Annotated in this window: 24 protein-coding genes and 1 tRNA gene; 13 read left to right on the forward strand and 12 right to left on the reverse strand. The window is 69.2% G+C overall.

The window, feature by feature from the left end; all coding sequences use genetic code 11:
- The first annotated feature begins 38 nt into the window (after positions 1-38).
- A complete protein-coding gene (locus tag UA74_RS01085; RefSeq protein ID WP_075765904.1) occupies positions 39-1,490 on the forward strand; it encodes a catalase in 1,452 nt (483 codons plus the stop codon).
- 440 nt (positions 1,491-1,930) lie between these two features.
- Here the strand turns inward: UA74_RS01085 and UA74_RS01090 are convergent, their stop codons facing one another.
- A complete protein-coding gene (locus tag UA74_RS01090; RefSeq protein WP_157433929.1) occupies positions 1,931-2,134 on the reverse strand; it encodes a hypothetical protein in 204 nt (67 codons plus the stop codon).
- A gap of 238 nt (positions 2,135-2,372) precedes the next feature.
- On the opposite strand from UA74_RS01090, the gene UA74_RS01095 reads away from it, so the two are divergent.
- The 4 genes from UA74_RS01095 (at position 2,373) to UA74_RS01110 (ending at position 5,896) form a co-directional block, all read left to right on the forward strand.
- On the forward strand, positions 2,373-2,933 hold the full coding sequence (locus UA74_RS01095) for an NADPH-dependent FMN reductase (protein ID WP_075738090.1): 561 nt from the start codon (positions 2,373-2,375) through the stop codon (positions 2,931-2,933).
- Positions 2,934-3,223: 290 nt separating this feature from the next.
- Positions 3,224-3,649 carry an organic hydroperoxide resistance protein gene (locus tag UA74_RS01100; RefSeq protein WP_075738092.1) on the forward strand — a complete coding sequence of 142 codons (426 nt, stop codon included), beginning with the start codon at positions 3,224-3,226 and terminating at the stop codon, positions 3,647-3,649.
- Between the two features lie 79 nt (positions 3,650-3,728).
- Positions 3,729-4,220 (forward strand): Dps family protein, encoded by a 492-nt coding sequence (locus UA74_RS01105; RefSeq protein ID WP_075738094.1) that lies wholly within the window; start codon positions 3,729-3,731, stop codon positions 4,218-4,220.
- 485 nt (positions 4,221-4,705) lie between these two features.
- On the forward strand, positions 4,706-5,896 hold the full coding sequence (locus UA74_RS01110; RefSeq protein WP_075738096.1) for a carbohydrate-binding protein: 1,191 nt from the start codon (positions 4,706-4,708) through the stop codon (positions 5,894-5,896).
- A gap of 193 nt (positions 5,897-6,089) precedes the next feature.
- Here the strand turns inward: UA74_RS01110 and UA74_RS01115 are convergent, their stop codons facing one another.
- The 4 genes from UA74_RS01115 to UA74_RS01130 form a co-directional block, all read right to left on the reverse strand.
- Positions 6,090-7,973 carry a S9 family peptidase gene (locus UA74_RS01115; RefSeq protein ID WP_083683882.1) on the reverse strand — a complete coding sequence of 628 codons (1,884 nt, stop codon included), beginning with the start codon at positions 7,971-7,973 and terminating at the stop codon, positions 6,090-6,092.
- A gap of 424 nt (positions 7,974-8,397) precedes the next feature.
- Positions 8,398-8,838: a hypothetical protein gene (locus UA74_RS01120; protein ID WP_075738100.1), complete on the reverse strand. Its 441-nt coding sequence runs from the start codon at positions 8,836-8,838 to the stop codon at positions 8,398-8,400.
- The gene (locus UA74_RS01125) at positions 8,838-9,797 is read right to left on the reverse strand and encodes a trypsin-like serine peptidase (RefSeq protein WP_198042896.1); all 960 of its coding nucleotides are present in this window, start codon (positions 9,795-9,797) and stop codon (positions 8,838-8,840) included. The genes UA74_RS01120 and UA74_RS01125 overlap by 1 nt, the downstream gene beginning before the upstream one ends.
- Positions 9,798-10,410: 613 nt before the next feature.
- The gene (locus UA74_RS01130; RefSeq protein WP_075743275.1) at positions 10,411-11,949 is read right to left on the reverse strand and encodes an alpha/beta hydrolase; all 1,539 of its coding nucleotides are present in this window, start codon (positions 11,947-11,949) and stop codon (positions 10,411-10,413) included.
- A gap of 82 nt (positions 11,950-12,031) precedes the next feature.
- Between UA74_RS01130 and UA74_RS33955 the strand changes: the two genes are divergently transcribed.
- Complete coding sequence (locus tag UA74_RS33955; protein WP_257787495.1) at positions 12,032-12,154, forward strand: hypothetical protein; 123 nt, start codon at positions 12,032-12,034, stop codon at positions 12,152-12,154.
- A gap of 314 nt (positions 12,155-12,468) precedes the next feature.
- Here the strand turns inward: UA74_RS33955 and UA74_RS01135 are convergent.
- Positions 12,469-12,545 (reverse strand) — tRNA-Pro (locus UA74_RS01135).
- 46 nt (positions 12,546-12,591) lie between these two features.
- Positions 12,592-13,554, reverse strand: a complete 963-nt coding sequence (locus UA74_RS01140) for a metallophosphoesterase (RefSeq protein ID WP_075738104.1) — start codon at positions 13,552-13,554, stop codon at positions 12,592-12,594.
- Between the two features lie 160 nt (positions 13,555-13,714).
- On the opposite strand from UA74_RS01140, the gene UA74_RS01145 reads away from it, so the two are divergent.
- Together UA74_RS01145 and UA74_RS01150 are read left to right on the forward strand one after the other, a co-directional pair.
- On the forward strand, positions 13,715-14,185 hold the full coding sequence (locus UA74_RS01145) for a GatB/YqeY domain-containing protein (protein WP_075738106.1): 471 nt from the start codon (positions 13,715-13,717) through the stop codon (positions 14,183-14,185).
- A gap of 438 nt (positions 14,186-14,623) precedes the next feature.
- The gene (locus UA74_RS01150) at positions 14,624-15,385 is read left to right on the forward strand and encodes an EI24 domain-containing protein (protein ID WP_083682836.1); all 762 of its coding nucleotides are present in this window, start codon (positions 14,624-14,626) and stop codon (positions 15,383-15,385) included.
- Between the two features lie 85 nt (positions 15,386-15,470).
- On the opposite strand, the gene UA74_RS01155 is transcribed toward UA74_RS01150, so the two are convergent.
- Entirely contained in the window at positions 15,471-18,023 is a 2,553-nt protein-coding gene (locus tag UA74_RS01155) for a penicillin-binding protein (protein WP_075738110.1), read from the reverse strand.
- 263 nt (positions 18,024-18,286) lie between these two features.
- Between UA74_RS01155 and UA74_RS01160 the strand changes: the two genes are divergently transcribed.
- Positions 18,287-18,589, forward strand: a complete 303-nt coding sequence (locus UA74_RS01160) for a WhiB family transcriptional regulator (RefSeq protein WP_075738112.1) — start codon at positions 18,287-18,289, stop codon at positions 18,587-18,589.
- Between the two features lie 29 nt (positions 18,590-18,618).
- On the opposite strand, the gene UA74_RS01165 is transcribed toward UA74_RS01160, so the two are convergent.
- The 3 genes from UA74_RS01165 to UA74_RS01175 all read right to left on the reverse strand — a co-directional run bounded on the left by UA74_RS01165 (position 18,619) and on the right by UA74_RS01175 (position 21,157).
- The gene (locus UA74_RS01165; protein ID WP_075743276.1) at positions 18,619-19,788 is read right to left on the reverse strand and encodes an ArsA family ATPase; all 1,170 of its coding nucleotides are present in this window, start codon (positions 19,786-19,788) and stop codon (positions 18,619-18,621) included.
- 5 nt (positions 19,789-19,793) lie between these two features.
- Entirely contained in the window at positions 19,794-20,798 is a 1,005-nt protein-coding gene (locus UA74_RS01170; RefSeq protein WP_075738114.1) for an ArsA-related P-loop ATPase, read from the reverse strand.
- 107 nt (positions 20,799-20,905) lie between these two features.
- On the reverse strand, positions 20,906-21,157 hold the full coding sequence (locus UA74_RS01175) for a hypothetical protein (protein WP_075738116.1): 252 nt from the start codon (positions 21,155-21,157) through the stop codon (positions 20,906-20,908).
- A gap of 111 nt (positions 21,158-21,268) precedes the next feature.
- Between UA74_RS01175 and UA74_RS31355 the strand changes: the two genes are divergently transcribed.
- From UA74_RS31355 to UA74_RS01190, 4 genes are read left to right on the forward strand one after another with little or no spacing between them, the layout of a single operon-like run.
- Positions 21,269-21,424, forward strand: coding sequence for a DUF4177 domain-containing protein (locus UA74_RS31355; RefSeq protein WP_157433930.1), 156 nt, complete (start codon positions 21,269-21,271; stop codon positions 21,422-21,424).
- A 7-nt stretch (positions 21,425-21,431) separates the two neighbouring features.
- The gene (locus UA74_RS01180; RefSeq protein ID WP_075738118.1) at positions 21,432-21,905 is read left to right on the forward strand and encodes a RidA family protein; all 474 of its coding nucleotides are present in this window, start codon (positions 21,432-21,434) and stop codon (positions 21,903-21,905) included.
- Between the two features lie 19 nt (positions 21,906-21,924).
- A complete protein-coding gene (locus UA74_RS01185; protein ID WP_075738120.1) occupies positions 21,925-22,539 on the forward strand; it encodes a hypothetical protein in 615 nt (204 codons plus the stop codon).
- Positions 22,540-22,594: 55 nt separating this feature from the next.
- Entirely contained in the window at positions 22,595-24,391 is a 1,797-nt protein-coding gene (locus tag UA74_RS01190; RefSeq protein WP_075738122.1) for a hypothetical protein, read from the forward strand.
- A gap of 30 nt (positions 24,392-24,421) precedes the next feature.
- Here the strand turns inward: UA74_RS01190 and UA74_RS01195 are convergent, their stop codons facing one another.
- A complete protein-coding gene (locus UA74_RS01195) occupies positions 24,422-25,336 on the reverse strand; it encodes a Gfo/Idh/MocA family protein (RefSeq protein ID WP_075743277.1) in 915 nt (304 codons plus the stop codon).
- Positions 25,337-25,351: the final 15 nt, after the last annotated feature.

Genomic DNA, 25,351 nt, shown 5'->3' on the forward strand with positions numbered 1-25,351 from the left:
GGCAGTCTCACCCGGAAGCGAACAAGGAGGTTGGGCGCGTGACCGACGCACGCTTCACCACGAACAACGTGGGCATCCCGGTGGCGAGTGATGATCACTCGCTGACCGCGGGCCCGAACGGCCCGATCCTGCTGCAGGATCACTACCTGATCGAGAAGAACGCCCAGTTCAACCGCGAGCGCGTGCCGGAGCGGGTCGTGCACGCCAAGGGCGGCGGCGCCTTCGGGTTCCTGGAGATCACCGAGGACGTCAGCCAGTACACCAAGGCCGCGCTCTTCCAGCCCGGCGTCAAGACCGAGGCCCTGACCAGGTTCTCGACCGTCGCCGGTGAGCTGGGCTCCCCGGACACCTGGCGTGACCCGCGCGGCTTCGCGATCAAGTTCTACACCAGCGAGGGCAACTACGACCTGGTCGGCAACAACACGCCGGTCTTCTTCATCCGGGACCCCATCAAGTTCCCCGACTTCATTCGCTCGCAGAAGCGGCGGGCCGACAACGGTCGTCGGGATCTCGACCAGCAGTGGGACTTCTGGACCCTGCAGCCGGAGTCCGCGCACCAGGTGACCTGGCTGATGGGCGACCGGGGCATCCCCAAGACCTGGCGGCACCAGAACGGCTACGGCTCGCACACCTACCTGTGGGAGAACGCGGGCGGCGAGAAGTTCTGGGTCAAGTACCACTTCAAGACCGACCAGGGCATCGACTTCCTCACCTCCTCCGAGGCGGCCACGCTCGCGGGTGAGAACGCCGATCACCACATCGCCGACCTCTGGGACGCCATCGTCGCGGGCGATCACCCGAGCTGGACGCTGCACGTCCAGGTGATGCCGTACGAGGACGCCGCGGACTACCGGTTCAACCCCTTCGACCTGACCAAGGTGTGGCCGCACGGCGACTACCCGCTGATCAAGGTCGGTCGCCTCGTGCTGGACCGCAACCCGGAGAACTACTTCGCGCAGATCGAGCAGGGCGCGTTCGAGCCGACCAACCTGGTGCCGGGCATCGGACCGTCGCCGGACAAGATGCTGCTCGGCCGGATGTTCTCCTACCCGGACGCGCACCGCTACCGGATCGGGCCGAACTACGCCCAGCTGCCGGTAAACCAGGCCAAGTCCCCGGTGAACTCGTACGCCAAGGACGGCGCGATGCGCTACTCCAACCCGAGCGACCCGGTGTACGCGCCGAACTCCTACGGCGGACCGCACGCTGACGCGCAGAAGGCGGGCGAGACCAGCGCGGCGTTCGGCGTGACCGACGAGATCGTCCGGTCGGCCTACCGGCTGCACGCCGAGGACGACGACTTCGGTCAGGCAGGCACCATGGTCCGGTCCGTGCTCGACGACGACCAGCGGGCTCGCCTGGTGGCCAATGTCCAGGGCCACCTGAGCAACGGCGTCTCGAAGCCGGTGCTGGATCGGGCGCTGCAGTACTGGCGGAACGTCGACAAGGGGCTGGGCGACAAGATCGCCGCCGCCTTCGACGGAAGCTGACTTGACCCCCTCGATCCTGTGGGACCCCCAGCCGCAGGATCGAGGGACCTGAAGGACGGCGTACTGCCGTCCGGCGGCCCGGCGAGCTCCCCCCTCTCGCCGGGCCGCACCTTCCGTCTTCGTCACCCGCAGGACGGGCGAAACCCGGCGGCCGCCGATCTCTTCGAGCCCCGCACTCGCTTCGATCGGTGTCGGAACCGCAGGTCAGGGCTCGCGGGGCTCCCCGAAAGTGGTGGAAATCCCGACGCTCCGCGCGGGATCTTCACTCTTAACGGTGAAATCATGCCCATTCTTTAGGCTGAGTGAGATTCGCCATACGCTCTTCGTGTTCGAGTGCGGGAACGGCTCGGGCCGAGCGGCCACGCCGTCGCCGCGTCCGCGAGATCTTCGGCCCTCGCATCGCCTGCCGCCCGAGACCGATTGCCGACCTCGGCCCCGATTCAGGCCAGCGGCTGCAGGCCCGGCAGGTAGCCGGACTCCTTGCACCAGGGGCAGGGCCGCAGGTGATGGACGGTGCGGCCCACGTTGCCGAGCAGCGCCAATGCGGGCTCCACGATCTGGCCGCTCCCCTCGCAGCTCGGGCAGACGGTGGAGAGCTTGGGCCGCGGGTCCGGCAGGGTCGACTCGTAGTGCTCCTCGCTCACCCCTGCACAGTAGGCCCGGGTCTGCCCCAGCCCCAATCCTCGGGTGGGGCTGGCCGCCAGGACGTCGCCAGGCGATCCACGGCGAACATGAAGGGCATTGTCGCCGGGCGAGATCGGGCCCGAAGGCTTGACCTGCAGTGAGCTTGAGGTTTTAGGCTGTGGGGGTGAGCCGAACCGTGTCGATCGCCGTGGGCGATACGTCGAGTCCCGCACACCCCGCCGACCGGGCGCGACCGGCGTGACCATCCGGGTGGTGGGCATCGGCGGATCCATTCGCTCGGATTCGCAGTCGGAGCGCACCCTGAGCGCGGTCCTCGCGGGCGCCCGGCAGGCAGGCGCGGAGACGACCACCCTCGCCGGAGCCGACCTGGTGCTGCCCTTCTACGACCCCTCGGTGACCGACCGCACGGACAGCGCCCGACGGCTGGTGGACGTCCTGCGCAATGCGGACGGCGTGATCCTCGTGTCGCCGGGGTACCACGGCACGGTGTCGGGGCTGGTGAAGAACGCCCTCGACTACGTCGAGGACCTGCGTGGCGACGCACGACCGTATCTCGACGGCCGCGCCGTCGGCTGCGTCGGCACCGCACAGGGCTGGCAGGCGGCGGTCAGCACGCTGACGGCGCTGCGGTCGATCGTGCACGCGCTGCGCGGCTGGCCGACTCCGCTCGGCGCCGCCCTGCACGCGGGCGAGGTGCGGTTCGACGAGGACGGCGGCTGCACGGACGCCAAGACGGCGGGCACCCTGCACACCATCGGCGAACAGGTCGTCGACTTCGCCCGACGGCGCCACGGCTGACCGATCGGCGGCGCCTTGGCCGCGCAGGCAGGCTCCGCCTGGGACGGGCCCCGCGCGACCGGCGCGCGGGGCCCGGTACTGACTGGCGAGAGGGTGCTGCGGAGCGTGGTCGATGCAGGCCGAGCCGATGCGTCACGCCTACGCCGCGCCGTCGATGTCTGCCGTCGGCCTCTCGACGGCCTGACGAACGCATAATCGCGCGGCCGGACGGGTACCCCAGCTCCAGCGCAGGAGGCCGGTGGTCGGCCCGTGCGAGAAGGATCCTCGTCCAGCGTCGGGAGGCCGTCACGATGACCCCGCTGTACATCGCAGAAGCCGTGTCCATCGGACAGGGCAGGGACGGCGAGGTTCGGTCCTCGGACGGTGTGATCGACGAACGACTGGCCAGTCCGACCGAGCTGGGCGGCCCCGGCGGCGCCGCGACCAATCCGGAGCAGCTCTTCGCCGCGGGCTACTCCGCCTGTTTTCACAGCGCTCTGCGTGCGATGGCGGCCAAGTCCGGCACGCCGCTGCGAGCCAGCGAGGTGACGGCACGGGTGGGCATCGGCAAGGACGAAGCCGATGGTGGCTTCCAACTGTCCGTCACGCTGGAGGCGAAGCTGCCCGAACTCAGTCAGGCCCAGGCTGACGAGGTCGTCGAGGCCGCGCACAAGCTCTGCCCCTACTCGAAGGCAACGCGGGGCAACATCGACGTCACGGTGTCCGCCGTCGCCTGATCCAAGGCGGCAGACGTCCGTATCCATCGTGGGCATCGTGAACTCCACTGAATCCGTCACGAGAAGGTGTGAGGACCCAATGACCAAGAACTCGATCACCAGCCCGTTGACCAGCCCGCTCGGTGACGGTGAGCGTGACGTGACATGTCATGCCCTCCAGGCCACCCTGCTCGAGCTGATCGACCTGCATCTGCTGGCCAAGCAACTGCATTGGAACGTCGTGGGAGCGAACTTCCGCTCCGCGCATCTCCAGCTCGACAAACTCGTCTCGGTCGCGCGGGACTTCGCCGACGACGTCGCGGAGCGGATGTCGGCCCTGGCCGTGTCGCCGGACGGCCGGGCCGCCACGGTGGCCCAGGGCAGCGGGCTCCGCCATGTGCATGCGGGCTGGCGCAGCGTGGAACAGGTGGTCGGCGATGTCGTCGAGGCGCTCAGCGAGATCGTGCATCGCCTGCGCGCCCGCATCGACGAGACGGAGAAGACGGACCAGGTGACCCAGGATCTGCTCATTCAGATCACCGCGAAGCTGGAGAAGGCCCGGTGGATGTGGCAGACGCAGCAGCAGAAGTAGGCGCCAATCGAACGAACGACGAGCTTTCGGGCCGGACGCGATCGCGTCCGGCCCGAATCGTATGCGGGGCCGCCTGCCGGGCGTCGGCGTGTCCGACGTCTGCGGTGACGGTGTTCCGCAGTCCCGGCGGTGGGAGTCCGTCGGTGACGCCGTAGCCGCGTGACGGGATGCCCGCGCGGCGGCCGACTCAGTGCGGCCGACTCGGCCGACGACACGACCCCCGACCCGGCCCTGAGCAGCGGAGGCGCGGAGCGCCGTTCCCGTGCAGGCGCGGGGCACGGTTCGGCTGCACCCGCGATGCACCCCGTTCTGCCCCGACGTGCCGGGTACCGCCGTCCGTTCGGGCAGCCGAACCTGCCCTTTCCGGCGCCATGGCGGCAGGCCGCGCAGTCCTGATCACAGCACCCTTGACATGGCCGACTGGTCTAGTCCATTTTCGTGATGCGGATCACCTCCGCGTCCGGACTGCCTGTCAAGGAGACGACATGCGTACTCGGGTCCGAAGTCTCATCGCCTCGGCAGCGGGGGTCCTGCTCCTCCCCCTGGTCGGAGGCGGGCCTGCCGTGGCCGATCAGCCGACCATGCCCGGTGTCACGCAGGCCTGCGAGGCCCCCGCCTGGAACGCTGGCACGGTCTACGTGGCAGGCGACCTCGCCTCGCACGCCGGTTCGGAGTGGCGCGCCAAGTGGTGGACGCAGGGCGAGACGCCGGGAACCACGGGCGAGTGGGGCGTCTGGGAGAACCTCGGTCCCTGCGGAGATCCGGGCGACCCGGGCGACCCGGGCGATCCCGCCGATCCGGGGGCCATCGCGGTCGCGCCCTACCTCTACTACGGCTGGGGAAACCCGCCGAGCGCCGTCGAGGTGATGAACGCGACCGGCGTCGAATGGTTCACGATGGCCTTCATCCTGTCCTCGGGCAGCTGCACCCCGTCCTGGGACGGTCAGCGGCCGCTCACCGGCGGCATCGATGAACAGCGCATCAACGAGATCCGGGCGGCGGGCGGCGACGTCATCCCGTCCATCGGCGGGTGGAGCGGGAACAAGCTCGGCGAGTCCTGTCAGGACGCGACCTCGCTGGCCGCCGCCTATCAGCAGGTCATCGACGCCTTCGATCTTCAGGCGATCGATCTCGACATCGAGAACACCGAGTTCTACGGCGATGCGACGCAGCAGCGCAACATCGACGCACTGGCCATCATCGCCAGGGACAACCCGGATCTGCTGATCTACATCACCATGGGCACCGCCGTCTCCGGTCCGGACGCCAACGGCCTCCGGCTGATCCAGAAGGGCGCGGCGGCCGGGCTGGACGTCGACGGCTGGACGATCATGCCGTTCAACTTCAACGGCGGCACGGAGATGGGCCAGGACTCGATTCGCGCGGCCGAGGGCCTGCAGAACGCCGTCCGCGCCGCTTACGGATACTCCGAGACCGAGGCTTACCAGCGCATCGGCATCTCCTCGATGAACGGCACGACCGATCAGGGCGAGATCGTCACCCAACGACATTTCCGCGAGATGCTCGGCTACGCGCAGGAGCACGGACTGGCCCGGCTCACCTTCTGGTCGGTCAACCGCGACCGGCCCTGCACGGGTGGCGACGCCTCGGCATGCAGCGGAGTCCCGCAGCAGCCCTGGGAGTTCACCGGCATCCTCGCCGAATATCTCGACTGATCTCCTCCGGCCTTCGCTGATCCGGTCCTGCAGCCCGCATTGCTCGTCCTGTCGGGCGATGCGGGCTCGGCGGACCCGGCACGCCCGCCCCGCGTCCCTGCGCGCGCCAGGCGGGAGTGATTCCGGGTCGCTGCCTCGTCACCGTCGGATTCGACGGCGGTGACGAGGCAGCCACGCCTCGAGCGCTCGTCGCTCAGGCGACCGGAGAGGCCAGGCCGAGGGCCCGCCGGGCGAAGTGCACCTCGGCGACCCATTGCCGCAACGACTCCGCCACGACCAGCGATCCGTGGCCCGCATCGAAGCGGTACACCTCGTAGGGCACACCGCGCTGCGCCAGCCGGTCGAGGTAATTGTCGATCTGACGGATCGGGCAGCGCGGGTCGTTCTCGCCCGCCAGCACCAGCACCGGAGCGCGAACTGCGTCCACATAGGTCAGCGGCGAGCACTCCTGATACCGGTCGGGCACCTCGGTGGGTGACCCGCCGAACAGCGCCCGGTCGAAGGCGCGCAGCGGCTCCATCTCGTCCTCATAGGCCGCCAGGTAGTCGGCGACGGGGACTGCCGACACGCCTGCCGCCCAGCGCTCCGGCTGCGTGCCCAGCGCGAGCAGCGTGAGGTAGCCGCCCCAGGAACCGCCCTCCACCACGCACTTCTCCGGGTCGGCCAGCCCGGTGCGCACCGCCCAGTCGTGGACCGCCGCGACGTCCTCCAGCTCGGTGAGACCGGGCCTGCCCTCGATGGCGTCCCGCCACTCGGACCCGTACCCGGTCGAGCCCCGATAGTTCACGTGCACCACCGCGAACCCCGCGTCGACCCAGAGCGCCCGGTTCGCGGAGAACCGGTCCTCGTCCTCGGCGTGCGGCCCGCCGTGCAGGCTGAACAACGTCGGGAGCGGCCCGTCCGGCGCGTCGGCGGGGCGGGTCACCAGTGCGTGGATCTCGCCGCCGGGGCCGGGCACGAACGCGTCGGTCAAGGCCACCGACGGCGGCGCGGGCTCGCCGGGAGGTGTCAGGACCACCTGGTCGGTGCCGTCGGTGAACAACGCACGCACCACGGAGGGAGAGTGGGAGCTGGACCAGCCGTACTCGACCGTTCCGTCGGGGCGCACGGCAGCGGAGCCGACCGTGCCCGGTCGGGTGTTCAGCCGGGTCAGCGTCGCGTCGGCGATGTCGTAGCGGTACAACTCGCCGCGCGCCCGGTACTGATGTGAGATGAGCAGCGAGCGGCCGTCGGGGTACCAGTCCGCGGAGAGTTCGCCGGGCAGGTCCAGCCGCAGCTCCGACTCGGTGTCGGTGTCGAGATCCCAGATCAGCAGCTCGGGCCTGCCGCGCCGTTCGTGCGACACGAGCAGCCGCTGATCACCGGAGATCGGCGAGAACACGATCGCGTCCAGTCCCTTGCCCTCGCCGTCCCACTTCTCGGCCAGAACCGTGCTGTCGCCCGCCTCGGATCCGTCGCCCAGCCGCAGCACCCGCAGCGCCGGATGCCGGGAGTCGCCGTGCTCGGAATGCGAGATCGCGAGCAGCGTCTCGTCGTAGGACAGCGCGGCGGCACCTGCGTCGTGCTCGCTCTGGTAGACGACGGCCGCGCTGCCGCGGTCGCCCTGGACGCCTCGGCTCACCCAGATCGTGGTGCCGTCGTCGGTCGCCGTGGCGGAGGCGACCACGTCAGTTCCGATCTCCAAGCCTGCCGGGTAGCCGTCGTGCACCCCCGGCAAGGCCTGCTGCGCCTCCTCAGCGGGCGCCCGCCCGCTGAACGGTTCGACCATCCACTGGCCGAATTCGTCGCCGTCGGTGTCGGCGAACCACCAGATCGTCTCGCCGTCGGGACTCAGCGTGGCGTGGATCGTGCCGTTGGGACGGTCGGTCACCTGGCGATGGGTGTCCGTGGCTCGGTCCCAGGCATAGACCTCCCAGACACCACTGACGTTGGAGACGTACAGGTTCCGGTCGGGCGCCAGCCTGGCCCAGTCCGGTGTCGAGTTGCGTGCCGAGGTGAATCTGGCCCGCCATCGGGCCTCGGCCTCGGGGTCGGCGAAGAGCTGTTCGGGGATCTCGGCGTGGGGATGGGTGCTCACCACCCCGATACTGCCGGACTCGAAGCCGTCATCGGAGTCCGCCCGCGTGGATGATTGCCGCAGCGCTGGTCCGAGACGCGGTTTGAAGAAGGACACCGGCGGCAGGGGGAGACGGCCGTGCTCTGCGTGGCCAAGGCAGCATGCGGGAGAAGCGAGTACTCCGCCGTCGGATCGGCCCGACCCCCGCGAGAGGGACGCGACCATGGCATTCGCGCGGACCCGAGTTCGGTACCGTCGCACGAGTCGTCCACCTTCCGTGGCGGACGACCTCGGGCGGTCGACGAGCCGTCGTCGAGACCGGCGTGTCGTCCGATGTCGGCCACGCCGTCCCGGCGGGCCGTCGTCATGCCGCGCCGAGTCTCAGGAGGGAGCGCTTCCCGACCCGGCCCGCACGTTCGGTGCGGCACTCAGCCTTGAGCCGTCGTCACTCGACGACGATCGTCACCGAGGTCGTCTCGGCCCGATCCGCCCGTACCTCGTCGCTCGTGCCGCTCAGACCGTCATGGGCTGCCAGGGCGTCCGGATTCGTCTCGGAGTCGCACGTCGTCGAGAAGGTGTAGGCACCGGCGGGCAGCGTCCAGGTGAAGGCGCCCTCGTCGTCGGAGATGACGGCCATCTCCGGGATCTCGGTGGCGCCGTCCACGGCCGTCGGGACGATCAGGCACCCCGGCACCGCCGCGCCCGTCGTCGTCTCGACCCGGCCCTGGAAGGTCGCGGACGTGCGAACGCCCGAACCTGTGTCGGTGTCGGTGTCCGACACCGGCCGCGCCCCGGAGTCGGATCCCCCCGAACATGCCGCCGTGATCACGACGGTGAGCAGGACGAGGACGGCGCCGGCGAGCGGACGGCGATGCCGGGGCGCCATCACCGCACCCCGTCGATGAACTCGAACAGACTCTGAGTGATGCGAGTCCCCTTGTTGTAGTCGACCTGCGGTGTGCGGCCGTTGGAGTGAATGGCGATCGCGCTGAAGGCATCATTGTAGACCGGCGAGCCGCTCTGGCCGCCGACCGTGTCCACCGTGTAGTGGAGCTTGTTGCCGAGGGACTGTCGAATCGGTCCGCCGTGAAACCACATCGTGCCCGCGGGCTTGTCACCCGGATAGCCGCGAATCGTGATGTGGGTGCCGTCATAGGAATTCGACTGCCAGCGGAAGCCGAACCAGCCGGTGGTGTTGCCGATCGTGCAGTTCAGCTTGATGACGCCCCAGTCCTGGTTGGTGTTGCTGCTGTCGATCCAGGTCTGGTCCGTCCAGAGCTGAGTGCGTCCGCAGCTCCCGTACGGGAGTGAACTGCCGTTGCGGCCGGGAAACACCTGGACGTTCGTGTAGAAGTCGCCCGCGCTGCCGGTCCCGCCGGGATGGAGACAGTGACCTGCGGTCAGAACGGTGTCGGACGAGACGAGGAAGCCGCTGCAACCGCCACGTCCGGTCGCGGTGGTGTGTACGACGGCTCGGCTCGGGAAGGTCGTGGTGACGCTCACCTGAGACCGCTGATCAGGATCGAAGATCGACAGCGGCTGGCTCTCGCCCCCGCTCGACGCGGGTGGTGCGCCGTCGAAGGAGACGCCCGTCCCGGCGTCGGCGAGATCGCCGGTTCCGGTGAAGAAGGGGCGGTCTGCGGCCCATTCTGCACGGCGTGTCGGCAGATCGAGCGGACTCAGTACTCGGCCGTCGATCTGCTGTCCGACCGGTTGCGCGACACCGAATTCCGGTTTATTCGAATCGGCTTCCTCGGCGGCCAGAGCGGTGGTCGTCCCCGAGGTGAGTGCCACGGTCAGAGCCGTGCATAAGATCATCGACGCAGAACGAAGAGAACTCTTCATAGCCAGGTATCCCCCAATACTCGGCAGTGTGTGATGCAGCGTCCGATCGATCGGAATTCGAGGGACGTCCCCCTGCACCATTGATCAGAGTAGCGACGTCCGCCGGTCTGGACAAGGCCCGATCTTCTTATTCGACCGCGCTGTGGAGTCATCGGCGTGCGAATGGTTGATCGAGGCGGTACGGAAGGCGGATTCGGCGTGGCGAGCGTCGCACGCGCTTGATCGTGATCTGTCGTGATCAGAACCCTCGTGGACGTCTCTGCGCAGCGGCAGGTGTCTGATGAGTCGTCGACGTCGGCGAAGCCCGTGGTGCCGGGGGTTCGACACGGTCGCAGGGTGATGGGTCCGGCGGCTGTGATCGAGTGATGGTCGCCGTGATCGCGTTCGCGGTGATCAGCCGGTCGCTGCGACTGCTCCCGCCGCCGTCGTTCGAGGCCACGGTGCCGACAGCGCGACGTCGTCATCCGGGCCGTTCGGGCCGGTCGGGCAGCAGGCGGCGGATGCGAGCCGCAGGCACCCCGTGCGGGGTGAGACGAGCTCGGCCATCTCATCGCACCCCGCACGTCTTGGTCCGCTGCTCCGTGGTGTGGCGGCGTGTTCCGCCGCCTGCGGTTCAGGCCGCGTCGCAGGTCAGGTTCTTCTGGGGCATCGTGCCGTCGACGAGGTATTTCGTGGTGATGTTGAGTGCGCAGGGGTTGTCGCCGAGGACGTAGACGCCGTGGCCGCTTCCGTTGACGCTGACGAGTCGGGATCGGTCGCCGAACTTCTCGTCGAGGAGTTCGCCGCCGCGCAGCGGGGTGACCGGGTCGCGTTGGTTCTGCACGATGAGGACGTTGGTGGGGCCGTCGTCGTTGACTGCCACCGGCGGTTCGAGCGGTTCCTGCCAGTAGGCGCAGGGCGTGATGTTGGCGGCGGCCGCGCCGTAGAGCGGGTGCTGCTCGCGGTCTTCTGCGACGGCGCGCTGGTAGGTCTCGACGTCCTCGGGCCATTCGACGTCGTTGCAGGTCACCGCGAGGAAGACCGAGAAGTTGTTGTCATTCTCCGAGGTCGCCGCCGTGCCTGCCTGCAGACCGACCGCAGGCACGATCTCCTCGGCGTCGCGCAAAGCCTGCGCGGCCTGCGTCGCGTCACCGGATTCGAGCAGCGACTGCCAGGCCTGCGCCGTCGTGCCGTACGACGACTCGTCGTAGAGCGTGACGAAGGCGAAGAGCCGGAAGAAGCTGCCGTCCAGCCCGGGCATCGGGGTCTCGTCGAGTCGTTCGGCGAGGGTGAAGTAGGTCTCGCGGACCTCCTCGGGCGTGCTGCCCAGGCCGTAGCTGTCGTGCCGGGCGGCGGCCCAGTTCGCGAAGTCCGGGAACGTCTCCTCCATCCCCAGGGCGAATCGGCGCATGCCGTCGTGGTCGAGGTGGGTGTCGCCGATGTTGCTGTCGAGCACGACCCGGTCCGCAGTCGCCGGGAACATCGAGGCGTACGCCGCGCCCAGCGCGGTCCCGTAGGAGAACCCGAGGAAGCTGGCCTTCTCCTCGCCGAGCGCGGCCCGGATCTGGTCCAGGTCACGGGCCTTGTTCGCCGTCGACAGGTGCCGGAGTCGTCCTTCGTCGTCGTTCGCGGCGCACTGCTCGGCGACGCCCTGGGCGATCCTCGCCTGATCGACGACCGCCGCCTCGTCCACCGCATACGGCGGGATGTTGGCGTTGTACTCCTGATCGTCGGTGAAGCCGCAGCTCACCGGCGCCGAGTGCCCGATCCCTCTGGTGTCCATGCCGATCAGGTCGTAGCTGTCCATGACGCCGGCGGGCAGACCCTGAGAGGTGAGGAGCAGGGGCAGGTCCAGGCCGGACCCGCCGGGACCGCCGGGGTTCAGCAGCAGGACGCCGCGTCGCTTGTCCGGGTTCGCACTGGCCAGCCGGGAGATCGTGATCTCGATCTGCTCACCGTCGGGGTCGCTGTAGTCCAGGGGCACCGGCACGGTGGCGCACTGCAACTGCGCCAGATCGTCCGGAACATCCTCGGGACACGTACCCCACTGCAGCTGCGTCGTCCGCTCATCACCCGGCTCGGCGGCCACCGCAGGCACCCCGACCAACGTCCCGGTGAGTCCGAGCACGGCCAGCACGGTCGTTCCTCGGCCGACAGCACGTCTTCGATTCACGTGTTCACACTCCTGACAGTCGGTTCTGCTGCCGGCACTGCACACCGTGACGCTGGGGCATAGTCAAGGTCGGCACGCCTGCGTGGCACACCGGACCGAGCGCCGTGGGGAGCCCCTGGCCGAGGCCGTCGGGCCCGCAGGCCCGCTAGGCGACCTCTTCACCGTGGTCCGGGTCGTCCACCTGCTCGCGGGCCCGCTGCCGTGATCGCGATGTTCCTGCCGTCGGCCAACGGCTGCTTCCGGCGCCCTTGATCGCCGCAGGAGTGCGATCGGCGGGGAACGCCTCGGCCGCAGCCCCGGTGCCTGGCCGTCGGCGCTGAGCCGACCGACAACGCGAGGGACGGCGGCTCATAGGACGGAGTGCATTCCACGGCTCGTGTTCGTCCTGGACGGCCTTCTCCAGACGAAATGAGGGGCGAAGGCCGGACCTGTCTCTCAGACTTCTCCTAGAGACAGAACAAGGGCGGGTCCGCATGCAGCGGACCCGCCCTCATCTATGCTCTGACCTGGCCTTTCGGCTGGTCGGGGTGACAGGATTTGAACCTGCGACCTCTTCGTCCCGAACGAAGCACGCTACCAAACTGCGCCACACCCCGCCCGCCGCACGATTTCCCAGGGGGTCATCGTTCGACGAGACACAGTCTAGCTGATGTCCTGCCCACTTCCGAAACCGGCAGGTACCTGGGTTGCTCGGACGCTCGGATGGTCGGGGGACTCACGGGGCACGAGGGTCAGCAGACTCGCTTCCGGCCTGCACGCGAACCGCGCCGGAGCGTAGGGCGAAGTGCCCAGACCTGCGGAGACGTTCAGCCAGGTGTGTGCACCCCACCGAGAGACCCCTCGGGCCCGCGATCGGTCGATCCCGCAGTTGGTGACTAGCGCCCCGTAACCGGGAATGCGCAGCTGGCCGCCGTGGGTGTGCCCGGCAAGGACCAGGTCGTAGCCGTCGGCGGCGAAGGAGTCCAGGACGTGCGGCTCCGGCGAGTGGGTCACGCCCAGCCGAAGCCTCGCCTTCGGGTCGGGGATGCCCGCGATGTCGGCGTAGCGGTCCCGCCGAAGGTGCGGATCGTCCACGCCGGCCGCCACGATCGTGTTGCTCTGCACGCTGAAGGTGCGCCTTCGGTGCGTCAGGTCGAGCCAGCCGCGCTCGGTGAGAGCCGCCCGGAGGTCGCGCCACGGCAGCGGCACGCCGTGAATGCGCTTCGCCGTTCGGGCGGGAAGCAGATAACGCGCGGGATTCTTCGGCTTCGGTGCGTAATAGTCGTTGCTGCCGAAGACGAAGACGCCACGTCGATTCAACAGCGGGCCCAACGCACGCAGCACCGAGGGCACCGCCGCCTGATGTGCCAGGTTGTCCCCGGTGTTGACCACGAGGTCCGGCTCCAGTTCGTCGAGCGCGGCCACCCACCGCTGCTTCGACTGCTGGTTCGGCATCATGTGCAGGTCGGAGATGTGCAGGACGCGGAGTGGTCGTGCGCCGGGGGACAGGACTGGCAGCGTCGCGTGCCGGAGGGCCCACGCTCTGCGCTCGATTCCGACGGCATAACCGAGGGTGGCGACGCCGAGCGCTGCGGTCCCGATCAGGGTGCGGCCGATGGTGTTCATCCCGCTCAGCCTAGAAGGCTCGACGCGGCGACGCCGAATCCCGGCGTCCCGGCGAAGCAGCCACTCGCCTCGGTCGCGACCCGCACTGCGGGCCCAGAGCGGTCGAGGCTCGGGCGGAACTCGTGAGCAGCGCGCAGGCCCGACCGATAGGTTCTTCCCCATGGCAGAGCTGAAAGCACGACTGAGGGCGGAGCTCGTCACCGCGATGAAGGCACGAGAAGCCCTCGTGGTGTCCACCCTGCGGATGGCGCTCACGGCGGTGACCACCGAGGAGGTCGCGGGGAAGAACGCGAGAGAACTGACCGACGACGAGGTGCTCAAGGTCCTTGCCAAGGAGGCCAAGAAGCGCGATGAGGCAGCCGAGGCCTTCGCGGCGGCCGGGCGCTCCGAGAAGGCCGAGACCGAGCGCGCCGAGGGCGAGGTGCTGCGTCGTTATCTGCCTGCCCAGCTCGATGACGCCGAACTCGCCGTCATCGCCGAGCAGGCGGTGGCGGAGGTCACCGAGGCGCTCGGCGAGCGTCCTGGCCAGCGTCAGATGGGCCAGGTGATGAAGATCGCCTCGGCGAAGTCGGCGGGTAGGGCCGACGGCGGTCGGGTGGCCGCAGCGGTGCGAGCACTGCTCCAGGGCTGACCTTCGCGATGGACCGACGCTGTCGCGGATGACGCCGAGCTCGGCCGCCGGACGACCACGTCGGCGGCGTCCTTCCCGCTCGCAGGCGGCCGAACGGCCCCGGGCACCGGGCTTCGCTTCGATGCGCAGGACTCCGACGACGTAGTCGTCTGCAGGCCGGGGCCGTCCGAAACGTGCTCGCCTGTGTACTGCAGCCGGGGAGTGGAACGGTCGCACGCGATGCGTCGGCGATCGTGGCCTCAGCGAACCGTCGGGGCCGGCCGGCGGCGGGCACCGCGTCCTGCGGTGAGCTGCTGCCGGTCGGGCGGGGCCGTCCGGGACCCGTCGGCGGCCTGCCCGCGGCTCAGTGCGCGGCCGGACCTGCCGCGCGTCGATGTCTGATCGCCGAGGTTCTCGTCTTGATACGCATCAGACGATCACTGACATAGTCTTCCGCCCGTGATCCGCCCTGTGCGAGACGCGTTCACCGGCCTGGGAATCGCAGGTCGCGGCTACGCGCTCATCTTCAGCTCACGCCGCCATCTGCTTCGAGGCGCCGTGCCCGCCCTGCTGACATCGCTTCTCTACCTCGCCCTGTTGATCACACTCGTGATCTTCAGCGGCGACATCACCGCCTGGCTGACCCCGTTCGCAGACGGCTGGGGTGAGCCGCTGCGGTCGCTGACGCGGATCACCGTCGGGATCGTCGCCTTCGCCGCCGTCATCGCGCTGGCCCAGACCATGTTCCTGACGGTGACGCTTCTGATCGGCGGACCGATCTACGAGTCGATCTCCGAGGAGATCGACGAGCAACTGGGCGGGGACGTCGGCGAGTCGCAGACCGGCTGGTTCAGCTCCCTGGTCGCAGGCCTCGGCGACGCCCTTCGGATGCTGCTGCGCTCGTTGATCTGGGCCGTCGTCCTGCTGTGCCTCGGCTTCATCCCGATCCTCGGCCTGATCGTCCCGCTGCTGGCGGTCCTGGTGGGCTCCTGGCTGCTCGCGCTGGAGATCACCTCGCTGCCCATGGGCCGACGGGGCATCGGTCTGGTGGACTGCCGCCGGACGATGCGACGACGGCGGATGCTCGCCCTCGGCTTCGGCCTGCCCAACTACCTGCTGATGCTGATCCCCTTCGCCGCGCTGATCGTCACTCCGGCGGCGCTGGCAGGCGGGACGGTCCTCGCCCGCACGCTGCTGGACGAGGAGACCGTCGCCGCCTGAGACTCCAGGGCCGCCGGGCTCAGTCGGTGCGACCGTCACCCGCCTGCCGTAGTCGGGTCGCCTGCTCGGGCGGCGCCGTCCATCGTCACCCGTCCGGGCCCTGCGCCGGCGGCTGGTCGCCCGGCGGGTCGATGTCGGGCGGCGGCTCGCCAGGGGGCGGCTGCTCCGGTGGTTGCGGCGGCTGCGTCGGGGGCGGCGGCGGAGGTGGCGGCGCGCTCGGCGGCGGTGGCTGTGGCGGTTGTCCGCCGTCACCGCCGCCCGGCGGCTGCGTGGGCGGCGGGGCGCTGCCCGGCGGCGTACTCGGTCCGGCGCCCTGCGAGGGCGGTGTCTCGGCCGACTCCGACGCCCGGCCGGTGCTGACCGAGATGGTGATGGTGTCTCCCGGCATCGCGAAGCCCTGCGGCGACTGACTGATCACGATGCCCCGAGGCTGTGCGTCGTCGACCGACTGCTCAGAGACCGAGAAGTCAGCCTCCTCCAGGACCCTCCTGGCCTCACCGGAGTCCATGCCGACCACGTCGGGGGCATGCGAGTCCCCGCCGCCGTCGGCGTACCTCGGGTCGAGCTCGGGAAGTTCGGCGACCGGAAGCGACTCGTGAATCGGCGTCATCGCCGAGAACCAGGTCCTCGCCGGGACACGACCGCCGAAGATGTTCCCGCCGCCCCCGCACAGCCGAGGCGGCTCGCCGTCGCAGATGCCCTGGATCTCCCGGCCGTCGTTGAAGGTCAGGACCGCGCCCGCCATCTGCGGGGTGGCCCCGATGAAACCGGCGGAGTAATAGTCCTGCGCGGTGCCGGTCTTGCCCATCATCGGGCGCGTCCAGTCGACCGCGTTGGCTGCGGTGGTGGCGGTGCCGTCCGTATGGTCCTTGGCGAGTCCGTGGAACAGTCCGTCGGACAGCTTCTCGTCGACGGCCTGTTCGCAGGGCGCCTCGGTGATCGGAACCGGATTGCCGGAGCGATCGAGGACCTCCTCGATCGGCGAGGGCGGACACCACACGCCGCCGCTGACGATCGTGGCGGACACGTTCGCCAGCTCCAGCACGCTCGTCGGAGTGAAGCCGAGGGTGAAGGCTCCCATGTTGTGCTTCTTGAGGAAGTCGCCCTGCGACATGTTCCGGTCTTCGGTCTCGGCGTCGATGTCGACCGGATCGCCTCGGTGGTTCACCCCCGCCATGCCCTCGCGCATGCCCAGCCGTTCGGCCATGTCGATCGACGCGTCCAGGCCCACGCGTTCCTGCAACATCACGAACGACGTGTTGGGAGACTGCGCCAGCGCGTCCTGCAGGGACATCGCGGCGGGATAGCCGTTCTCACCGTAATTGGAGACCGTGTATCCGTCGCCGTTGTTGATGTAGGTCATCGCGGTGTAGGTCTGCGGTGCCTCCACCTCGTTGTAGATTCCCATGCCCTTCTCCAGGGCGGCGGCCGTGGTGAACACCTTGTAGATCGAGCCCGCGCCGAACTTGGTCATGTCGCTGGGCAGGGCGTACATCGTCTCGCCCGACTCCAGATCGAGCCCGTAATCGCGATTGGCTACCAGCGCGCGGACCTTGTGGCTCTCGGTACCGGGCTCCACGATCGCCATGACGTTGGCGATGCCGGGCGTGTCCTTGGGGACCTCCCGCATCGCGGACTCCTTGGCCCCGTCGTTCGCGGCCTGGTCCAGCGTCGTGCGGATGGTGTAGCCACCGCGTCTGAGCTGGTCCTTCGAGAAGCCCGCCCGCTGCAGATAGTCCAGGACGTACTCGCAGAAGAAGCCGTCGTTGGGACCGGCGCCCACGCAGTCGTTCGGCGGCCTGCCCAGTGGTTCGGCCAGCCCGAGCGGCTCGGCGAGCGCCGCCTGCTCCTCCTCGGGAGTGATCCTGCCCTGCGCGGCCATCAGCTCGATCACGACGTTGCGCCGGACCAACGCCTCCTCGGGGGCGGTGCCGGGATTGAGCGCGCCGGGGCTGTTCACGATGCCCGCGAGCATCGCGGACTGGGCGATGGTCAGCTGATCGGCGGTGGTGTTGAAGTAGGTCTGTGCGGCGGCGGCGATCCCGTAGGTCTGGTTGCCGAACGGCACGACGTTCAGATATCCGGCGAGGATCTCCTCTTTGTTCAGGTGCTGTTCGAGCTGGAGCGCGATCCTGATCTCCCGCAGCTTGCGAGCGGGCGTCTGTTCCTGCGACTTCGCCTGTTGTGCCGGATTGCCGTTGGACACGACATGCACCAGATAGTTCTTCACGTACTGCTGGGTGAGCGTCGACCCGCCCTGCGCGATCGACCCCTCCATCTGATTCGTGATGGCCGCCCGGATCGTCCCGCGCCAGTCGACGCCCTCGTGGTCGTAGAAGCGCTGGTCCTCGACTGCCACGATCGCGGCCTTCATCGTGTCCGCGATCTCGTGCGGTTCGACGATCACGCGGTACTGATCGAAGAGGTAGGCGATCTCGGCGCCGTCGGAATCGGTGATCGTGGTGAGCAGCGGCGGGTCGGTGCTGACCAGGTCGGCCGAGATGCTGTCCACCGTGTTACTGGCCTGATTGGACACCATGCCCAGGCCGCCTGCCACGGGAAACAGCACACCCGCCGTCAGCACGCCTGCCAACGCACAGAAGCCGAGGAGCTTGAGGAGCCGAGTCCTGAGGTGCACGGACCCAACAGTACTGCGGTACGGGCGGTGTGCTAATGGACCAACGAGCGCATGCCACCCGAATAGATGACTAAGGGTGCCACTGTGAGTTACCTTGAGTAATTGTTGAGGTACCCGGTGATTTAGATGGAACCGGCGGGCTCTACAGTCCGTCAACGTCTCACGACAGGGAAACGCAGAACGTGACACTGATGTGGAACGTTGCTCACAGCGGGTGCCGGGGGGTGCCCTAAAGAGTCGGAAGACGGTAGGAGCTGGGGGACATGATGTTCGACCAGGGGGACTGGCGGATCAAGGCGGCGTGCCGCGACGAGGACCCGGACCAGTTGTTCGTACGTGGAGCGGAACAGCGTAAGGCCAAGCTGGTCTGCCTCGGCTGTCCGGTACGTACTGAATGTCTGGCCGAGTCGCTGGACAACCGGATCGAGTTCGGTGTCTGGGGCGGGATGACGGAACGCGAGCGGCGTGCGCTGCTCCGGCGCCGTCCCGACGTCCTCTCGTGGGCGGAGCTGCTTCAGGAAGCGCGACGCAATCACTCCGACATGGAGGAGTACCAGGTCTCGTAGGTCCGTTCGGGCTCGGCGTCGCCACGACGTCAGCCTGCGGACTCGGCCGAGGCCAGTCGGTTGCCGATCTCATGAAGACCGGTGAGATCGTGCACGTCGTCGGGAAGCGCGGGGACACCGACGACGGCCACCTCGGGGTGTGACTTGGTGAAGCGGGACAGCAGCCGCAGCTCACGCTCGGCCAGCGCCACGCGGTCCGCGTGCAGCCGGAGCACGGCTTCGGCCAGCGGGCTGCTGTTCTGCCGCGCCAGGTCGTCGGCGGCCGACAGCGAGGTCGTCGCGGGCAGACTCGCGATGATCGGATGGGTTCGATTGATCACCAGGCCTGCGAGCGGCATCTGTTCGCCCGCGAGCCGGTCCACGAAATAAGAGGCCTCCCGCAACGCGTCCGGTTCGGGAGTGGCGATCACCAGAAACGCCGTCCCAGGTGACCGCAGCGTGCGGTAGGTGTGTTCGGCACGTTCGCGGAAACCGCCGAACATACTGTCGAATGCCTGGACGAATGCGGAGGCATCGGCGAGGAGTTGACCACCGACGACGGTGGACACCGCCTTGCTGAAGAGCGAGAACCCCGCGCCGACCAGTCTGCGGATACCGCGCCCGCCTGCCCTGGCGGGCGCGGAGAGCAGCCTGATGAGCTTGCCGTCCAGCACCGTGGACAGCCGTTGTGGAGCGTCGAGGAAGTCCAGTGCCGAGCGGCTCGGCGGCGTGTCGACGATGATCAGATCCCAGGAGCCGTCCTGGGTGAGCTGGCCCAGCTTCTCCATCGCCATGTACTCCTGCGTACCGGAGAAGGACGTGGAGATCGTCTGATAGAACGGGTTGGTCAGGATGGCGTCGGCCCGCTCTCGGCCTGCGTGGGCGAGCACCATGTCATCGAAGGTGCGCCGCATGTCCAGCATCATCGCGTGCAGTTCGCCGCGGGGCTGGTAGCCGGGGATGCGTACCTGTCTGGGCTGGTTGGACAGCTCCTTCAGCCCGAGTGACTGGGCGAGCCTGCGCGCCGGGTCGATGGTCAGCACCACCGTCCGTCGCCCTCGGTCGGCCGCGCGCAGCGCCAGCGCCGCAGCGGTCGTGGTCTTGCCGACCCCACCCGAGCCGCAGCAGACCAGCACCGTCGTCGCCGGATCGTCGATCAAGGAGTCGACGGCCAGCCCCGGTGGGCGGCGGCGCGGTCCTCTTTGCGGTGCGTCCGGCATCTGATTCACCGAACTCCCTGGTCTCGCAGTGCCCTGGCCAGCTCGAACAGCGTCGTCCGGTTGATCCCGTCGGTGAACTCGGGCAGTTCGAGCGTCGGAAGGTCGGGCTGTTCGAGCTCGAGCCGCGCCCTGGTCGCGGACTGCACGCCGATCGCGTGTTCGATCGTCTCCGCCACGAGATCCTCGATGGTCGCCTCGTCCAGGTTCAGCCCGGCCGATTCGAGTCCGGCGCGCACTCTGGCGGGATCGACCCGGCCGCCTGCCGCCGCCGTGATCGATCGGACAGGCAGCCGAGGCGGACGCACCCGGTTGACCAGCACGGCACCCGGCCGGAGGTCTGCGGCGTCGAGTTCCGCCACCGCCTCCAGGGTCTCGCGCACGGGAAGCTCCTCCAAGAGACTCACCAGGTGCACCGCGGTGTCGCCGGAGTGCAGCAGTCGCACCACGCCGTCGCTCTGGCTTCGAATCGGGCCGACCTTCGCCAGGTCCGCCATCGCCCGAGTGACGTCGAGGAACTTGACCACTCGTCCGGTCGGCGGCGCGTCCACCACCACTGTGTCGTAGACGTGTCGTCCGCGCTCGTCGATCCGACGCACGCATTCCTTGATCTTCCCGGTGAGCAGCACGTCACGGAGACCGGGCGCGAGGGTGGTCGCGAACTCCACCGCGCCCATCCTGCGCAGCGTCCGACCGGCGAACCCCATGTTGTAGAACATCGTGAGGTACTCGAGCAGCGCGGCCTCGGCGTCGATGGCCAGCGCGAGGACCTCGCCGCCGCCGGGGCCGGTCGCGAGGTGCTCTTCGGAGTAAGGCAGGGGCGGCGTTCCGAAGACGCCCGCGATGCCCTGTCGGTCCTCGACCTCCACGAGCAGCACCCGGCGGCCTCGGTCGGCCAGTGCGAGGGCGAGGGCAGCCGCCACCGTCGTCTTGCCCGTGCCACCTTTACCGGTGATCACGTGCAGTCGGACTCGGGCAAGCTGCTCTGTCCATCCGGCGGTCGACGCCCTCACGCGGTCAGCCTAAGGGGGTCGGGCAGTGGGTCGGGAACGTGTGCGTCCCTTTCCCTGACTCGTGTCTCGCCTGTTGGTGAGGTTTCAGTCGTCGATCAGGGCATCGGCTACTCGGCGAGCGTGATCACCGTCACGGCGATCGCGGTGGCCGCGACGAGTCCCCAGGCGAAGGTCGGCGACAGCACGGTGGCGACCAGAGCCACGCAGACCGCGAGGAGGGCGAGCGAGATTCCCCCAGCTCGCAGCACGTCGATCCGCGTACTGCCTCGTCGATCCCGTGCCTGGGCCATGGCTACCAGCACCAAGATCAGGCCCCCGACCACCATGAGTCCGGTCGCAATGATCCGCCACGTCTCCACTCCTCAACGCTAGCCGGATGCGAGACGCCGCAACGCGTCCGAACGGCCGTGTCGATACACCCATTCGTGGGGAGGGCACCGCGAGCTCGGATCAACAGATACCCTCCGTCAATGACAAAGTGGGAGTACGCCACGGTCCCGCTCCTGATCCACGCGACCAAGCAGATTCTTGATCAGTGGGGCGCGGACGGCTGGGAGCTGGTGACGGTTCTGCCCGGCCCGACCGGTGAGCAACTCGTCGCCTATCTCAAGCGACCGAAGGGGTGATGGTCGGGTGACCGAGCAGCATCGGCAGTCCTGGACGGCACGTCTGGCCGAACTCGGCATCGAGCTGCCGCCCGTCGCGGCGCCGGTGGCGGCCTACGTGCCCGCCGTGCGATCCGGTTCGCAGGTCTACACCTCCGGCCAGCTGCCGCTGGTGGACGGATCGCTCCAGGCATCCGGCAAGGTCGGCGCCGAGGTCAGTCCGGAGGAGGCCAAGGCCTACGCGAGGACCTGTGGGCTCAACGCGCTGGCCGCCGTGCATGCACTGGTGGGACTCGACTCGGTTGTCCGGGTCGTCAAGGTCGTCGGCTTCGTCGCGTCGGCCGAGGGCTTCACCGGCCAGCCCGCAGTGATCAACGGAGCCTCAGAGTTGTTCGGCGAGGTGTTCCCCGAGACCGGCGGCCACGCGAGATCGGCGGTCGGGGTGGCCGAGCTTCCGCTGGGCGCCCCGGTCGAGGTCGAGATCATCGTCGAAGTCGCCTGAACCTGAACGGAGAAACCCGGTGGTGGGGACGCCCCAGACGCTGTGCCATGAGCTGCTGTTCCGGTTGGCAGGCAGGCTGGACGACGACGAGCTCTGGCGATACCGGGACTGGTTGGACGGCGGCGCCGAGGCGGTGATCGCCCGTGCCCTGCCCCGGACACTGTTGCACGATCGGATCGGTCTGACCGCCGAGGAACACCGGCTGCTGACCGAGGCGCTGGTGCCTGCCGGAGCCTCGCCTGCCCTGTTGGCAGGCGTGCTCTCCCTCGAATCCGAGCCGCAGACCAACTTCCGATTCACCTCCGTCACGCCGTCGGGCACGAACGCGGGCGACTCGGCCGCCGTCGTGCTCGGTGCGGTGCTGCGCGGTCGGGCCAGCATCGGCGAGGTGCGTTCTACGTGGCGGATGACCGGAGAACCGGCGGATGATCCTCGTCGGGTGCTGCTGGTCAGCGCCGCCGCCGAGCACGTCCGGCTGACCGCCGAGCTGCAGCGAGTGCTGCGGGCGCTCGGCGAGCACGACCCCTGTGTGGAGGTGGCGCTGCCGGAGCAGCGGCTGCCCTCCTATCACCGGGCCGCCTGGGCCGACTCCGAGGTGGTCCTGACCGGACCGGCGCGTTTGACCCACGCTTGAGCAGCTCACGCTCGATACCCGTCGTTGCCCGGCGGGGCGGAAGGAGAGATCCGGCATGGCTGACACCTCGCTGACCAGGGAGGGGCTCGGCGGCCAGGCGCTGGACGTGTCGAGCCGCATCCACGACCTGTTACTCGCGATGGCGGGGCGCATCGACGACGACGCCCTCGTGCGTGCTCGCGAGCTGCTCGCCCTCGGCGAGTTCGATCGCGCGACCGACTTCCTGACGGGTTGTCTGGTGGCGGGCGCGGTGCCCGTGACCATTCCGGAGCGCGACGAGCTGTCCTCGTTGCTGGTCGAGGTCCGGTCTCCTCCTGCGCTGGCCGCACGGCTGAACCTCATGGAACAGCTTCCGTCGACTCAGCACCGGTTCACCTCGGAGTCCGAGCCGATCGCCGAGCTGACCGAGGTCCTCTCCCGGCTTGCGGGCAGGCTGCCTGCCCTGAACTGGGTGCGCTGTGTCTCTCGACTGACCCCCGCCGGACCCACGCCTGCGGGCGGGACGCAACGGGTGGTGCTGGCCGAGGTGGGGCGGTCTGGGTTTCCGCACGCCTTGGCGTTTCTGCTGAGCCAGGAGCTGCTGGATCTCGGCGTGTCGGCGATCGTCGACACCTGGCGAGAGGGCAGCGGGCTCTCGGACTATCACGCGCAGGCGTTGTCCGCCGCCGTCGAGGTTCCGCTGCCCACCCCCGCCGTCGGGCCGGGACCGTCCGCCGCCGCGTCGCCGAGGAGCTACGTGGCAGCCGAGCCCGCCGTCGCGCCCGCGCCCCCGGCGCCGCCGTACCCGTCGGACGCGGAGTCGCCGAACCGCAGCACGGGCGACTCGCACTGGCGTTCCACCACCGGATCTCGGGGCACCGACTGGTCCTCTCGTCGGTCCACGCGGTCCGCCGCCACCGCGGATCAGGTGATGGAGTCTCCTCGGGAGTCCTCCCGCTCCGCCGGAAACTCCGAGAGCGGCGGGGCCGAGGCAGCCGATGACGACGGCGGTGGTGCCGATCGACCGTCCTGGATGCCCCGTACCGCGCCGAGACCGGACCCCGCCGCGTCGAACGACGTCGATGAACGCTCCGTGGCCGTGGAGCCCGTCGTCGATGTCGCGGCCGACGTCGACGATGCGGCCGATGTGGTCGCCGAGGTCGTTCGGCTGCCGAGACCGGACGAGGCAGGCGTCTCCGACGCAGAGATCGACGGATTCGACGGCCCCGACGCCGTGGTCGAGACCCGGTCGCGCAGGTCGTCCTGGGCTCGGCGGCAGCCGTCGGTCGTCACGCCGGACACCGGGCCGGAACTCGTCGACGAACCCGCCGGGAGCGCCTCCGGTGCGATGAGCGACGAGCCGACCCGGACCTTCTCCACCGCCGAGACCTTGACGGATCGGGACTCCGACGTCGCGGCCGACTCGGGGTCCGTCGTCGACTTCACCGGAGACCCGGCTCGTTCTCCCGGCGTGGAGCGGCCCTTCGCAGACGACCCCGTCGAGTCCGACCCGGGCGCCGACTCGTCGAGCGCCGGGCCCTGGAACACCGGGCCCGCTGAGGCGGAGTCCGCCGACGGCGGCGCGGACTCGAACGGCGGTGCGGACTCCAAACTGACGGAGAAGGAACGTGATCTCCTGCGCAAGCTGCACGAGGAACTCGCGCAGCGTGAGCAGGGCGGCTCCAGCGAGGAGCCGTCGGCGGAGCACGGCGGCTCCTCGACGTCCTCCGGACGCAGGCACGCCGTGAGCAACGTCGAGCAGACCGGTCCGATCACGCGGATCACCGGGATGGACGGCATCTCCCATACGGCGACCGCAGGCGTGCCGCACCGACCGAACAACGGCTACCCGCCCTTCCAGGCGCCGAACTGAGGGGAGACGCCTCCAGCCGGGTCGCCGGGCTCAGGCGTGGGCCAGTTCCCGCGCCGACGCGAGGATGCGTTGCAGATGCAGGCCCCTGCGCACGTCGCAGGGGTGTTCGTGCAGCCCGCTGTGCACCATCGCCACGAAGTCGTCGAGCAGCGCCGCGTAGCTGGTCGCGGGCTCCATGGTGGTGCCCCGGAACTCGCGGTGGCCGTGTTCGCCGAACACCGTGAGCTCGTTGATGGACGGGCGCACCGGGGTGTGCAGCGACAGGGACGCGGTGCTGCTCGCACCGCTCTGGTGCTCGAGGACGAGCTGCCACAACCCCGCAGGCGTGCGGTGCGCGGCAGCGACGCCGGTGACCGGCCCCAGCGCCGCGTCGATCAGGTCGACCGCGTGCGGTCCGATGTCGAGCAGCCCGCCGTCTTCGGCATGGCGCCAGCGTGAGCCTGCGAAGCGATCGTTGAGCAGGCCGCCGGAGAGCCAGCGGACCGAGCCGCCCTGCCAGCCGGGAAGCTCCGCGATCTCGCCGAGCCAGGACCGGACGTCCGGCGCGAATCGCCTGGTCAGCAACACGAGCGTTGCGAGGTCGTTGTCGTACGCGGCGTCGGCGAGCCGCTCGGCGGCGGCCAGCGACGTGGCGAGCGGCTTCTCCAGGATGAGATGCCTGCCGCGTCGCGCCGCACTCTCCGCCAGTTCGGCCTGCACGTCCGGCGGCACCGCGAAGGCGACCGCGTCGACCGAGTCGAACAGCGCGGCAGGGTCGTCGGCGACCTCGGCGCAGTAGAGCCCCGCGATCTCGGCGGCGGCGGCAGGCCTGCGCGCCCAGACCGAGGTCAGTCTGGTGCCGGGGTGATTCGCGATGCCCGGAGCGTGCACCGCCCCGGCCCAGTGGCCCGCGCCGATCAGCCCGACCCGAAGCTGCTGATCCGTCGTCTGCTCTCGTGCTTCCACATCATCATCCTGCCG

The organism is Actinoalloteichus fjordicus, from assembly GCF_001941625.1.
Classification (GTDB): Bacteria; Actinomycetota; Actinomycetes; order Mycobacteriales; family Pseudonocardiaceae; genus Actinoalloteichus_A; species Actinoalloteichus_A fjordicus.